16 protein-coding genes are annotated in these 13432 nt (G+C 38.8%); 1 reads left to right on the top strand and 15 read right to left on the bottom strand.

Translation table 11 applies throughout. From position 1 onward, the window contains the following. Nucleotides 1-72: 72 nt before the first annotated feature. The 11 genes from ACQKII_RS21665 to ACQKII_RS21615 all read right to left on the bottom strand — a co-directional run bounded on the left by ACQKII_RS21665 (nt 73) and on the right by ACQKII_RS21615 (nt 8808). Nucleotides 73-1581, bottom strand: coding sequence for an aldehyde dehydrogenase family protein (locus ACQKII_RS21665; RefSeq protein WP_427462529.1), 1509 nt, complete (start codon nt 1579-1581; stop codon nt 73-75). A gap of 16 nt (nt 1582-1597) precedes the next feature. Next, the gene (locus ACQKII_RS21660; protein WP_427462528.1) at nt 1598-2371 is read right to left on the bottom strand and encodes an enoyl-CoA hydratase-related protein; all 774 of its coding nucleotides are present in this window, start codon (nt 2369-2371) and stop codon (nt 1598-1600) included. A gap of 2 nt (nt 2372-2373) precedes the next feature. Further along, the gene (locus ACQKII_RS21655) at nt 2374-3150 is read right to left on the bottom strand and encodes an enoyl-CoA hydratase/isomerase family protein (protein ID WP_427462527.1); all 777 of its coding nucleotides are present in this window, start codon (nt 3148-3150) and stop codon (nt 2374-2376) included. Continuing rightward, nucleotides 3150-3452, bottom strand: a complete 303-nt coding sequence (locus ACQKII_RS21650; RefSeq protein ID WP_427462526.1) for an EthD family reductase — start codon at nt 3450-3452, stop codon at nt 3150-3152. The genes ACQKII_RS21655 and ACQKII_RS21650 overlap by 1 nt, the downstream gene beginning before the upstream one ends. Nucleotides 3453-3473: 21 nt before the next feature. After that, nucleotides 3474-3971, bottom strand: coding sequence for a 1,2-phenylacetyl-CoA epoxidase subunit PaaD (paaD, locus tag ACQKII_RS21645; RefSeq protein WP_427462525.1), 498 nt, complete (start codon nt 3969-3971; stop codon nt 3474-3476). Between the two features lie 27 nt (nt 3972-3998). Continuing rightward, nucleotides 3999-4802, bottom strand: coding sequence for a 1,2-phenylacetyl-CoA epoxidase subunit PaaC (gene paaC / locus ACQKII_RS21640; protein WP_427462524.1), 804 nt, complete (start codon nt 4800-4802; stop codon nt 3999-4001). Beyond that, nucleotides 4795-5148: a 1,2-phenylacetyl-CoA epoxidase subunit PaaB gene (gene paaB, locus ACQKII_RS21635; RefSeq protein WP_427462523.1), complete on the bottom strand. Its 354-nt coding sequence runs from the start codon at nt 5146-5148 to the stop codon at nt 4795-4797. Before paaB ends, paaC begins: the two co-directional genes overlap by 8 nt. Nucleotides 5149-5169: 21 nt before the next feature. Further along, nucleotides 5170-6123, bottom strand: coding sequence for a 1,2-phenylacetyl-CoA epoxidase subunit PaaA (paaA, locus tag ACQKII_RS21630; RefSeq protein WP_427462522.1), 954 nt, complete (start codon nt 6121-6123; stop codon nt 5170-5172). Between the two features lie 69 nt (nt 6124-6192). Further along, the gene (locus ACQKII_RS21625; RefSeq protein WP_427462521.1) at nt 6193-6432 is read right to left on the bottom strand and encodes a ferredoxin; all 240 of its coding nucleotides are present in this window, start codon (nt 6430-6432) and stop codon (nt 6193-6195) included. 31 nt (nt 6433-6463) lie between these two features. Next, the gene (locus tag ACQKII_RS21620; protein ID WP_427462520.1) at nt 6464-7480 is read right to left on the bottom strand and encodes an NAD(P)/FAD-dependent oxidoreductase; all 1017 of its coding nucleotides are present in this window, start codon (nt 7478-7480) and stop codon (nt 6464-6466) included. After that, the gene (locus tag ACQKII_RS21615; protein ID WP_427462519.1) at nt 7477-8808 is read right to left on the bottom strand and encodes a phenylacetate--CoA ligase family protein; all 1332 of its coding nucleotides are present in this window, start codon (nt 8806-8808) and stop codon (nt 7477-7479) included. The genes ACQKII_RS21620 and ACQKII_RS21615 overlap by 4 nt, the downstream gene beginning before the upstream one ends. A 498-nt stretch (nt 8809-9306) precedes the next feature. On the opposite strand from ACQKII_RS21615, the gene ACQKII_RS21610 reads away from it, so the two are divergent. Further along, nucleotides 9307-9747: a hotdog fold thioesterase gene (locus tag ACQKII_RS21610; protein ID WP_427462518.1), complete on the top strand. Its 441-nt coding sequence runs from the start codon at nt 9307-9309 to the stop codon at nt 9745-9747. 191 nt (nt 9748-9938) lie between these two features. On the opposite strand, the gene ACQKII_RS21605 is transcribed toward ACQKII_RS21610, so the two are convergent. The 4 genes from ACQKII_RS21605 to ACQKII_RS21590 are packed head-to-tail and all read right to left on the bottom strand — an operon-like array spanning nt 9939 to nt 13416. After that, nucleotides 9939-10685 (bottom strand): ABC transporter ATP-binding protein, encoded by a 747-nt coding sequence (locus tag ACQKII_RS21605; protein ID WP_427462517.1) that lies wholly within the window; start codon nt 10683-10685, stop codon nt 9939-9941. Continuing rightward, nucleotides 10678-11475, bottom strand: a complete 798-nt coding sequence (locus tag ACQKII_RS21600) for an ABC transporter ATP-binding protein (RefSeq protein WP_427462516.1) — start codon at nt 11473-11475, stop codon at nt 10678-10680. Before ACQKII_RS21600 ends, ACQKII_RS21605 begins: the two co-directional genes overlap by 8 nt. Continuing rightward, the gene (locus ACQKII_RS21595) at nt 11468-12520 is read right to left on the bottom strand and encodes a branched-chain amino acid ABC transporter permease (RefSeq protein ID WP_427462515.1); all 1053 of its coding nucleotides are present in this window, start codon (nt 12518-12520) and stop codon (nt 11468-11470) included. Before ACQKII_RS21595 ends, ACQKII_RS21600 begins: the two co-directional genes overlap by 8 nt. A gap of 14 nt (nt 12521-12534) precedes the next feature. Continuing rightward, nucleotides 12535-13416, bottom strand: a complete 882-nt coding sequence (locus tag ACQKII_RS21590; protein ID WP_427462514.1) for a branched-chain amino acid ABC transporter permease — start codon at nt 13414-13416, stop codon at nt 12535-12537. Between the last annotated feature and the right edge of the window lie 16 nt (nt 13417-13432).

The following is a 13432-nucleotide window of genomic DNA, read 5'->3' as shown; positions in this document are numbered from 1 at the left end:
AAAGCTCCTCCTTGTTGTGAAAACCATATACGAAGAGTGGGGATACCTCATCGCATATGGTTATTGTGGTGGTTAGACGCCCATTGGGTTTAGTGGGCGGCTACCATAATATGAAATGATGCTTTTGGTCTCTGTATATAAATCTAATGTTTCGATACATAACTCACGACCGAAACCAGATTGCTTATAACCACCAAATGGTGTACCTGGCATAGCAGAGAATGGACAGTTAACCATAACAATGCCTGCTTGGATTTGATTTGCAACACGAGTAGCACGTGCACCGTCTTTTGACCAAACAGCAGAACCTAAACCAAACTCAGAATCATTTGCAAAGTGAATCGCTTCTTTTTCATCGCTAAATGGCATCACGACTACTACTGGACCGAAGATTTCTTCACGTACAACTTTCATGGAATGATTCACGTCTGCAATAACAGTTGGTTCATACCAAAAACCATTTTCAAATCCTTCTACTGTTGCGATTTTTCCACCTGCTAAAATTGTCGCACCTTCTTCAATGGCAGATTGTACATAGCCATCAATGACGTTTAATTGATCTAAGTCGATAATTGCGCCCATATGCGTGCCCTTATCGAATGGATCACCTAGTTTAATTGCTTTTGTTTTTGCAACAAACTTTTCTAAAAACTCATCGTAAATATCTTTGTGGACGTATAAGCGTGAACGGGCTTCACATGATTGACCTGAGTTATAGAAAATACCATATAGTGAACCGTCAACTGCAGCATCGATATCTGCATCTTCGAACACGAGGTTTGGTGATTTCCCACCTAGCTCTAATGTGACGCGTTTTAATGTTTGGGATGCTTTTTCCATAATGCCTTTGCCGACTGGTGTAGAACCTGTGAATGCTACTTTGTCGACTTGTTTATGTTCCACCAAGTAATTACCTACATCTTTGCCTGAACCAGGTACGATGTTTACAACACCCGCTGGCACACCTGCTTCTAAGCAAATCTCACCTAGAATAATGGCAGTTAATGGTGTTAAAGAAGCTGGTTTGACAATAACGGAACAACCAACGGCAATGGCCGGGGCAATTTTCCAAGCCGTCATCATGAGTGGATAGTTCCAAGGAACAATTTGTGCGCATACACCAACTGGCTCTTTTTCTGTGTAGTTGTGGAATTGACCTGGCATATTGTTCACTGTACCGCGGTGACCAACAATTGCTCCTGCATAAAACTCAAAATCTTCAATTGCTTGGTTTACTTGGCCTTGTGCGGTAACAAGTGATTTACCCGTATCAAGCATTTCTAGTTCTACAATTTCATTGAAGCGTGAACGCATGATAGCAGCAATTTTGTTGAGCACTTGTGCGCGACGATTTACAGGATATTGCTTCCACTTCCCATGGTCAAATGATGCGCGCGCTGCTTGCACTGCACGTTCTGCATCTTCTTGGGATGCTTTGGCTACAGTTGCTACAACTTCACCTGTCGCAGGATTAACTGTTTGGAATTTCCCACCGTTACTGCTCTCCACCTTTTCACCATTAATAATTAAATGGTAAAAATCACGCTTCACTGATACTTGCTCTTGTACTTGTTGTGTCATTGTCATTCGCTCCTTCTTATTGTCCGCTAAATTGGGGCTGTCTTTTTTCCGTAAATGCTTTCATACCTTCTTGATGATCATCTGTAGCGCCAGCAATACTTTGGCTTTGTGCTTCATACGTAAGGAAGTCTTCAAACTTTAGGTGTTGTGCTGCCTTCATATTACGTTTAATTAAGCCAATTGCTTTAGTCGGTAGCTGTCCAATCTGTTGGGCAAATGTCTGGACTTCATCTTCAAATGTGTCATTGCTGTAGATAGCGGTTGCTAATCCTAATTGTTTGGCTTCATCTGGCTTAATTCGTTGCCCGAGTATAGAAATTTCAAGTGCTTTGGCGTCGCCTACTAATCGTTTTAAGTAGTATAAATTCCCTGAATCTGGTATGAGACCTACATGGATGAAGGCATTCATAAAGAAGGAATTTTCCGCCATTAAACGAAAATCTGCGGCAAGTGCTAGACTAAAGCCAGCACCTGCTGCGGCACCTTTCACAGCTGCGATAATCGGTTTTTCACAGCTATGTATTTGTTGCACCATTGGGCCATAGTAATCTGTTAAAATATCACCAAGTTTCATATCTTCGTCGATAACTGACAAGTCTTGACCTGAACAAAATGCACGCCCCTCACCACGTAACACAATGCAACGTACGTTAGTGTCTGTAGAGGCTTGCTTAACAGCCGTTCGAATTTCATGATTCATTTGTGCCGTAAATGCATTTAATGTATCAGGACGATTTAACGAAATATACGCCACTGTTTCTTTTAGTTCATATTGAATAGTTTCAAACATAATTATCTCCCCTTAAAGTTCGGTTGACGTTTTTCAGCGAAAGCTTGCATGCCTTCTTTTTGATCTTCTGAAGAGAATAATAGATAGAAATTTTTACGTTCAAACTGCATGCCTTCATAGAGTGTGTAGTCAACGGCTTTGTTGACAGCTTCTTTAATAAGACGTACAGCGAGTGCAGGTTTTTGCGCGAGCATTGTCGCTAATTTATGTGTTTCTTCAATTAACAATTCTGGCTGTACAATTTTGTTGATGATGCCATGTGTGAGTGCTTCATCGGCAGTAATGCGGGTAGCGCTCCAAATCCACTCCAATGCTTTTGTACGTCCTACTAATTTTGTTAAGCGTTGGGTACCACCTGCACCAGGCATCACACCGAGATTTATTTCAGGGAAACTAAATTCAGTGCCTTCTGCGGCAACTAATACATCGCAACATAATGCTAATTCAAAGCCACCACCAAAAACGAACCCTTTGATACTGCCGATAATAGGCTTTTTAATTTGTGCGATACGATCCCAGTCAGCAAATTGATTTAGTAACTCTAAACGAACGGTACTATCTGCAGCCATTTCGTCGATATCTGCTCCCGATGAGAATGCTTTTCCGTGTCCTGCTACGACAATGACTTGTACGTGATCGTCACGATCAAACTGTTCCATCGCCTGCATAATTTCACGGACCATTGCACGATTTAATGAGTTGTATTGGCGCGGACGGTTTAAATAGATATTTCCGATTCCACTATCAATCGTTACTTCAATAAATGTGAAGGCTGTCATTACGCTTCTTCACCGATAATAAGTGTAACGATGTCACTCGCAAAGCTCATTAAATCTTTTCCCGATGCTTTACCTTCTGGAGAACGCAGCCCATTTTTTAAATCTTCTGCGCTATCATATGTCATTTCACACATTAAATAATAAGGTAACTCTGTGCCCATCGGTGTTGAACTGAACTTTGTTACTTTCATTTCACGTAAACCTGGAATTTTTGCCGTGATTGGTGTGTGTACCTTTTCGTAGTGCTCGTCAAATGCTGCCTTATCTGCAGGATGTTTATATAATGCGACTAATTTCGCCATAGTAAAATTCCCTCCCTTTATCTACATTGAAGTAGAAATTAATTTCATTGCCTCAAACGGATTTTTACAGCTCTTGCAATATAAAATACTGCGGCATGCTGTTGGGCCAAATATGTTTTCAATCGTGACATAAGTAGACCCACAGTAAGGGCAATCTACATGCCAAGAGCCATCTTTTTTTAAAAAGCGAGGAGGAGGGGCTATGCCGAATTGCTTTAACCCCTCTCGACCTTTTGCTGTAACACGATCGGAAGTCCAAGTAGGACTATTAATAAATACGACATCTACTTCACGAACATTTTCTAGTTGAGCCACCGCTTTTTCAATATTTTGTTGAATAATTGTTAGTGCAGGACAACCTGAAAATGTTGGTAGCACCGCAATACGTACATGACCATCATTTACTTGAACACGCTCAATCATGCCAAGATCGATAATGCTCACCGTATCGATTTCAGGGTCTTTCACTGTATCAAGTACTTCATAGATGTGCGCCTCGTGCAAATCAGTAGTTGTCATAATGTATCCTCCTTCAGTAAATGGTGATTACCAACTCGCTGCTAAATCAGAACGATACACTTCTGACATTGTCTCAATTGCGGATGTTAAATCGTCTGTATGTTGACCGTTGCGCCCATTGATTGTCGGTGTTGGCAGTTCAGGTACAGCGATTTTTACGGTTTCAAATGTTGGTTTTATAATCGCGAACCAGCGTTCTTTTATTGCTTCTTCTGACTCGATTAATTCAAATGTTGTTGCGAGGCTTGGTGCTAATTCGCCAAATGAGAATAAATCACCAGCATCTTTAATCACTTCTTCTAGTGCTGAACTCATACGTGAACGTGATTCTTCTGTTGCTGTAAATAATTGAGTAAACCAAGTAGTCCAGTGCATTTGGTGGTAGTATAGTTCGGCACTAATCTTAGTAGCTATTTCTTGGATTGGACCATAGCTGCTTACTTTTAATGCTTCGATTTTTGCTTTTTTCGCTGTTGAATAGATGTAATTACGTGCAACCGCATAACCCCAGTCATAATTTGGCGCTTCTTTGTAGTAACCTTCACCGTTTGGACGTTCAACAAGTAGGCTATTACCACGTTCTTCTTTTGGTCGAAGCTGCGCTAGTGAATCTGAATTGCCTTCACCAAGTTCTTCTAACAATGTATAATATAGTTTTGCGTGCCCCATTGTATCTTGTGTAATGGATGAGAAAGCCACATCTTCTTCAATATGCGGTGCTAATCCAAGCCATTCAGATCCTCGATAAGAGAATAAATAATCATCATCGGCTAATTGATAAAGCAATGTAATTACGGCTTTTTTAAATTCAGGTGTCACTTCTTTACTCATCTTTTTTGCCTCCCCCAGCCCAAGATAGAATTTCTTTTTCATCTAGCATACCTTGCTCATAGTGCCGCCATTTTTTCTTTAAATAGCCGTAGCCTTTTGTTGTACGATAGTCTTTATTATCTAAGCGTTGTAACGCTTGTTTGCTTTCTTGTGTTAAGCCATGTAAATGTTTACGATTTACTACCCAAATGTCTACGACAGGTTCACGACGCATAAAGTTTTCCTGAGCCATCATTAGTGCCATTTCTCCGTTTGGAGCTAGGAGACTGAATTGGTGTTGAAAATGGGCTGTTGGTGTTCGTTTGCTGAATACTTCAAATTCTTGATAGAAAGATTCTTTTTCCACGATAATACCCCCCTCTAAGAGTTAATTTGCTTGTGCCGTTAATGCTTCGCGTACCCAAGCGTTATTTTCGTAAGATGAACGACGAAGTGTTAGACGTTCTTGCGAACACGGACCTTCATTGCGTTGAATTTTCTTGAAATATTCCCAGTTTGGTTGTGCGTAAATCCATTTTTGTTGTGCCTCATCGAAGTGTAAAGTTGAATCAGGAACTGTTAAACCTAACGATTGAATACGTGGAACATACTTTGTTAAGAAACTTTGACGTAATCCTTCGTTTGATAACACGCGAATTTTGTATTTAATTGTTACATCTTGTTTGCTTGTGCCTGTTGTTTCTTTTGTTTCTGGACCAAAGAAGAATAACAGTGATTCCCACCAGCGATTTAACGCATCTTGCACCAGTTCACGTTGTTCAGGTGTTCCTTCTGCTAAAGCCATAATGATAGCTTCACCGTGTTGTGCGTGGAATACTTCTTCTGCACAAATACGTTGTAAAGCACGTGCATATGGTCCGTAAGAAGCACCTAACATATTTGTTTGTGAAATGATAGCCGAACCATCAACAAGCCATCCGATTAATCCTGCATCGCCCCATGATTTTGTTTCCATATGGAATACATTGTGAAATTTAAGACGACCTTCGAATAAATCAATCATCAAATCGCCACGATTTTTCCCATAAGGCTTTAGTAAATCTTCTGCTACGCGTAATAATAATTGGCCATGGCCCATTTCATCTTGTACTTTTGCCATAATGCCTAGCTTACGGTACAAAGTCGGTGCTTTAGGAACCCACTCTTTTTCAGGAAGGGCACCCATGATTTCACTAATACCGTGCATAGAAATTAATTTGATTAACGCTAAACGGTATTCTTCTGGCATCCAATCATCTACTTCAATTTTGTCTCCAGCGGCAATACGTGCCTCAAACTGCTCTTGTAATACTTGCTCAGCTAATTGCGTTGCTACACTCATTGTAAATCCTCCTCGTATAACCCTTTTTTTTTATTCGTATATATTTAGTTATATTGAAAGGCAAAAAAATTATTCATCCAGCAAGCTTTCTGAGTCACTTGCTACTTTAATGGATTCTGTAGGGCAGCCTTCCAATGCATCCTCTAAATCATCATATAAATCTTCAGGTACTTCTTGGCATCCTTCGTTATCGTCTAAAATAACATAAGCGATACCTTCGTCGTTATAATCAAAAATTTCTGGAGCTGATGCACCGCATGCACCGCATGCAATACATGTACTCTGATCTACTCTTGTGAATTTAGCCATAGTTGTTTATTCCTTTCAAAAACCTTTTGCATCAGGTAAGCTGTTTCTTTTTTTCTTCCATTATACTCGTGCTATGTAACGGCTGTACTTTAGATGTTGGGTCAATGTAGACTTTCGCGTTACTAATAGCTGTTGGTGCTTCCCCGAAACCACTGACAATTAACTTTACTTTTCCATCATACGTACAAATGTCACCTGCTGCATAAATACCAGGGATGTTCGTTTCCATACGAGAATTGACTACGATGGAGTTTTTGCTAATTTCTATGCCCCAGTCTTTAATTGCACCTAATGATGAGACAAAGCCGAAATTTACGATAACATCATCTACACCATAGATTGGCTCGATTGTTTCATCTTTCGCATGTTTTAACTTGACGTGAGTAATGCTATCTTCTCCAATTAACTCTTCAGGCACAAAAGGTGTAATCACCTCGACAGAAGATTGCATCAGATTTTCTACGCTATGTTCATGTGCGCGAAATTTATCGCGTCTGTGTACAATTGATACTTTTTTAGCAATTGGTTCTAGCATCATAGCCCAATCGACTGCTGAATCGCCACCTCCGAAGACCATAACGTTACGATCTTTGAAAGCATTCAGGTCATTAATGAAGTAATGTAAATTATGTTCTGCATACTTCTCTTCTCCGTCGAACTCAAGTGTACGTACTTTGAAAGCACCATTTCCAGCAGTGATAAGAATTGTACGAGAGTAATGAATTCCACTTGTCGTAACAAGTGTGAAAATACCATCTGCATCTTTTTCGATGGTTAGTACAGATTCATTTGTACAGATATCTACTGGAAATGTATTCATTTGCTCCTTTAGATTGTAGATAAGATCTTGAGCACGTATTTTAGGAAAACCAGCAATATCGTAAATATACTTTTCTGGATAAAGTGCTGCTAGTTGACCGCCCAATTGAGGGAGACTTTCAATAATTTTCACGCTCATGCCACGCATACCACCATAAAAGGCGGCAAACATGCCAATAGGTCCTCCCCCAATAATCGTCACATCTTTTATTTGTTCTGTTTCAATCATTGAGTAACCTCCTTCCGCTCATTTCTCCGATCAATGACACGAATTGCCTTTCCTTCTGATCGTGGAATAGAACCCATATTTTCAATCACAAGACTAACAGAAACTAAACATGCATTTTTTAAATCATGTTTAACTTTTCTTGATAACATTTGAATCTGGGGATGGTTTAAGTTTCCACCAATGTCTTTATATAATTTCGGTTGCAACTCCACATGTAGTTCAATTTCATCCATATTCCCTTTCTTCAATAAATGAATTTGATAGTGTGGGGCTAAACCTTCAACTTGTAGCAATTCTCGCTCAATTTCCGATGGGAAAACATTCACTCCTCGAATAATCAACATATCATCGGTACGTCCTTTAACACGTGCCATACGTATCGTTGTACGTCCACATTTACATTTTTCATGTGTGATCGATGTAATATCACCCGTTCGATAGCGGATAATTGGTAGCGCTTCCTTTGTTAAGCTTGTAATAACCAGTTCACCATCTTTGCCAGCAGCTACAGGTTCTAATGTCTCTGGATCAATAATTTCTACGAAGAAATGATCCTCGGCGATATGTAAGCCATTTTGTGCTTCATAACATTCTATTGATACACCAGGTCCCATGACTTCACTTAAACCGTAAATATCCATAGCACGAATTTTTAATTTATCCTCTATTGCACGGCGTATTTCCTCTGACCAAGGTTCTGCACCAAAAATCCCGTACTCAATCCCATTCGTTGCTGGATCAATGCCCATTTCTTCCATCTTTTCAGCAATCGTTAGTATATAGGATGGTGTACCTGCAATGCCACGTGGCTTAAAGTCTTCTAGTAATGTAATTTGTCGTTCTGTATTGCCTCCTGAAATCGGTACCACTGCTGCGCCTAATGTTTCAGCCCCGTAGTGTAAACCAATTCCACCTGTAAATAGACCGTATCCATAAGCGTTATGGAAAATATCCGATTTGCGTCCCCCTGCGGCAACAATAGCACGAGCTAAAAGTCCCGACCACATATCGATATCATTTTTTGTATAGCCAACAATTGTCGGTTTTCCACTAGTACCTGATGAGCCGTGAATACGCACTACCTCATCCATCGGTACTGCGAAAAGTCCAAATGGATAATGCTCACGTAAATTTACTTTTTTAGTAAATGGCAATTTTTGAATATCTGCTAAACTTTGAATATCAGCAGGCGTAATTCCTAGTAGATCGAATTGTTCCTTGTAAAAAGGTGTATTATTGTATACTCTTTCAACTGTTTCTTTCAAACGTGTTAGTTGAATCTTTTCCATTTCTCCCCTTGATGCTGTTTCAATTTCTGGATGATACATCCCTAATCCCCCTTTAGGCTTTTACAGTTCATTACAATCAAACACAGTATATAACAAATAGATAACGGTAGTTGATATTTTGTAATTTAATTATAAGATATACAAATTTGTCCGAATTGTCAATATATTTTATATTATCTCTTTTAAGTTATTTATCGCTATTTTTTAAACTATTTTTTGTTAGTAATGTTACTGTAATTTTTTATAAACCAAATAACACCAATGACATCCTCAAATAATTCCACAATAGAAACAAATAATTTTTTTATTAATACATGCAAAAAATCAAAATAATTCTATATATTACGCATATTTTCTAATTATTTATTTACTTTTCAAATTATCGATGTTACATTGTTTTTATATTTCACTTTTATTACAGTCGTTATTATTTTGTATCTATTTTTATAGTATATGTAACCCAATTGTTTGCACGTTCTGTTCAATTAACGGCATTTAATTTGGAATATATTAACAAACAAAAGGAGGGATTTTGTATTGACGTTATCAGAAGCACAGCAACATGAACAATATTATGACGATATTTTTGAAGCTTTAAAAAACGAACCATACGCTAATTATTTAGGGATGGAATTAGTAGAGTTGAAAGCTGGATTTGCGAAAGTGACACTTTCGCCAGCTACTCATATGCTCAACACACATGGTACTGTACACGGAGGCATAATTTTTTCACTAGCTGATTATGCCTTTGCAGTGGCAAGTAATTCTTATGGTAAGACGGCTGTTGGTGTGACAAATACGATCAACTACATGAACGCAAGTTTTGCTGATCATCAACTTACAGCTATCGCTCAGGAAGTGAAAAAGACACGCCGCTTAGCTTGGTATCGTATCGATGTGTTGAGTAACGATGAATTATGTGCCACAATGGAAGCGATGGTATATCGTAAAACTGAAAATTTCATCGGACAAGAGTAATGAAGTAATCAAAAGTGAAATGGTAATGTTGATGTGAATGAAGAAGCAATCTATTAACCGCCCACCGATTGCTTGTTATAGAAGATGTGTATGAAACCTTTCTGGAAAGTGAATAGGTTTCACACACATCTTTTAATATGTTAAAATCCCTCCTAGCAACGAAACTAGAGAGGGATTTTGAAGTTGTTTTCTTATACTTTTTCTAGAGCAGGTGATTTTTTTAGCGGTTTACCAAAGTACGCTTCTTGTACTTTTGAATCATTTAATAACTCTTGGGCTGTACCTGAAATTGTCATTTGACCATGCGCTAATACACAGGCACGGTCGGCTACCTTTAAGGCGGCTTTTACGTTCTGTTCTACCAAAATAATCGTTGCACCACGTTCATCACACAGTCTACGTAAAATATTCATGATATCTTTCACAATTAAAGGCGCGAGTCCTAATGACGGCTCATCTAGCATTAATACTTTGGGATTGGCCATCAAACCCCTGCCAATTGCCACCATTTGCTGTTCACCTCCTGAAAGTAAACCACCAGGACGATTGAGCATTTGCTTTAAGCGTGGAAATAATTCTAGGATTTCCTCGTAGTCGCGAAGAATCGTTTTCTTATCTTTCTTATAGCGATGATAAGAACCAAGCATGAGATTATCTTTTACAGATAACGAAGAAAAAATTTGTCTTCGTTCAGGTACTAAACAAATTCCTTTAGCAACTGTCCTTTGTACACCATCTCTAGTGATATCAAATCCCTTGTATTCGATTTTCCCTTCAGTTGGCGCATAAACACCAGCTAGAGTACCGAGCAGCGTACTTTTCCCAGCACCATTTGATCCGACAATCGACAGTAATTCTCCTTCTAATAGCTCAAAACTTATGCCTTCAAGGACGTGTAAATGCCCATGGTAGGTATGTAGATTTTCGATTTTAAGCATATGCTACACCTTCTTCCTCAGAGTCATCGCCTAAGTATGCTGCCACAACTTGTGGATTTTGATAAATTTCTTCAGGGGTACCTTCTCCAATTTTCACACCATTATCCACAACTACTATACGATCAGAAATGGACATAACCGTTTCCATGTCATGTTCAACAAATAAAAATGTCATGCCACCCGCACGCATTTTCAAAATTACGTCGACTAATTGTCTGGATTCTTCAGCGTTCAGACCTGCCATTGGCTCATCTAATAAAATTAGTCGTGGTTTTGAAATTGCTGCACGCGCAATTTCAAGCAGTCGCTGATTACCATAAGGCAATTTATCTGCCATTTCATAGGCGAATTCAGCAATTCCTACGTCCTTTAAACATTGCAATGCTCTTTCCATTGTTTTAACTTCTTCATTGACGACAGTCGGTAATCGTAAACCTGCCGTTAAAATGTTTGTTTTCATCGTAATATGTGCGCCCGTCATCACATTTTCGATGACGGTCATATTATCAAAGACTTCTAAGTTTTGAAATGTTCTTGTTACCCCTGCTTGTGCAATTTGATATGGTTTTTTATGTGTTAATCGATTACCTTGGAAGTACACATTTCCTGATGAACTGGGTAATACTCCAGTAATCATATTGAAAAGTGTTGTTTTACCAGCTCCATTAGGACCGATAACAGCAAAAATTTCACCTTTATTAATTGTGAAGGATACATTGTCTACAGCAACCACGCCGCCGAAAACCTTTGTTAAGTTTTCTACGCTTAAGATGAGCTCTTTGTTAGTCATTCGTTTTCCCTCCTGTCGCTTGGGTATTGATCGTTAAGGACATGTGAGTAGCGTTACCCTTCTTTTTAAATTTGGAGAAAACTTTCTCGAATTGTGGTACTAAACCGTTCGGCATATAAATTAATGTTAAGACAAGTAATAAACCGAAGAATACGATTTCAAACTCCCCTCCGACATTTGGTAACATCAATGGTACATAATGCTTTAATAATTCCCCTAGCAAAACATACATTGCTGAGCCCACAATAGCACCCCAAATATTACTTAATCCACCTATAATTACCATAATTAATAAATAGATTGATGTATTTGCTGTAAATAAATCTGGATTAATAAATGATACGTAGTGCGCTAATAAAGAGCCAGAAATTGATGTGAAAATAGCACTCGTCACGAAAATCTGTAGTTTATGTTTCATTAAATTAACACCAACAGCATCTGCGGCGATTTCACTCCCCTCAATGGAGCGTAAACCACGTCCAATACGTGAGTGAATAATATTACGTGCGAATATGAGTGCGATAAAAACAAATACCCAAATGAGATAGAAGTAACTGCGCTCTGTGACGAATTCAAAGCCAAATAAGCTAATAGACGGAATACCGAAGAAACCGTTTGAGCCACCAGTAATCGGTGTTAACTCCTTGAATGCTGTGTAGACAATAATGCCAAACCCTAATGTTGCTAATGCTAAATAATAGCCTTTTAACTTAAATGTCGGAATACCAATTAGTAAAGCAACAAGTGCAGAAATCAGTGCTCCTACAATAATTGCTAACCAAGGAGATAAACCGTGTGTACCAGTCATATAAGCAGATGTGTAGGCACCGACTCCATAAAAGGCTGCGTGGCCTAAAGAAATTTGTCCCGCGTATCCTGTTAGCAATGTTAACCCGATGCATACTAATGCATAAAATCCAATCATTGTAAAAATGGCAAGTGTATAAGTAGATCCCACTAGCGGGATACAAAATAGCAGTGCAAAGAAAATGCCAGGTCCGACTAGGCTGTTATTATAAATAAGCTTTAAATTTTTTTTTGTCATAGCTATTATCCCCCCTATACACGTTTTCCTGAAGCTTTAGCAAATAGACCCTCTGGTTTTACAAATAAAATTAACAGCAATAATGAGAAACTCACTACATCTTTTAAACCTGAAGACCATAATCCTTCTGTAAACGCTTCAATAATACCGATTAAAAAGGCACCTGCAATTGCTGCTGGAGCATTTGTTAATCCGCCAACGACCGCTGCTACAAACGCTTTAATACCGAGCATCATCCCCATATCATAGGATGCACCTGATATAGGAGCGATTACTGTACCTGCTAAAGCTCCTACTGCAGCACTTGCAACAACAGCAAATAATGACATTTTATTCGGATTGATTCCCATTAAACGAGCTGCAAAAGGATTTATCACGCAAGCTGTTAATGATTTTCCTGTAAATGTGTAGTTAAAAAAGTACATCATGACGATTAAAATTACGATAGAAAGACCGATTGCCCATAAATTTTGCGGAAGTAATACGGCATCTAAAAATTGAATCGGTGTATTATCCGTAAATGGTGGTAATGTTTGTGCTTGTGTTCCCCAAATTAAAATTGCAATACCGCGGAAGGCAATCGATACCCCAATTGTAATGATAATTAGTGTTGTCATGGACGATTTACGAGCGGTATGAATTGCTGTTCGCTCAAATATACCGCCGATTGCCGCCACAATTATGATACTTAAGATAATGGCTAACCATAAGGGTAGATTTACTTTTACGAGTGAAATACTGATTAAGGCACCAAACATAGCAAATTCACCTTGTGCAAAGTTAAGAATACCAGTCACGTTATAGATAATAACGAACCCCACTGCAATCAGTGCATAGATAGCTCCAATTGTTAAACCTGAAAATAATAATTGCAACATTTGTGATAATGTTTCCATGCTGTCATTCACTCCG

It is taken from the genome of Lysinibacillus sp. NPDC048646, from assembly GCF_050272295.1.
Taxonomy (GTDB): Bacteria; Bacillota; Bacilli; order Bacillales_A; family Planococcaceae; genus Lysinibacillus.
The sequence above is the reverse complement of the archived record's forward strand: the minus strand, read 5'-3'. Positions and strand labels throughout refer to the sequence as shown.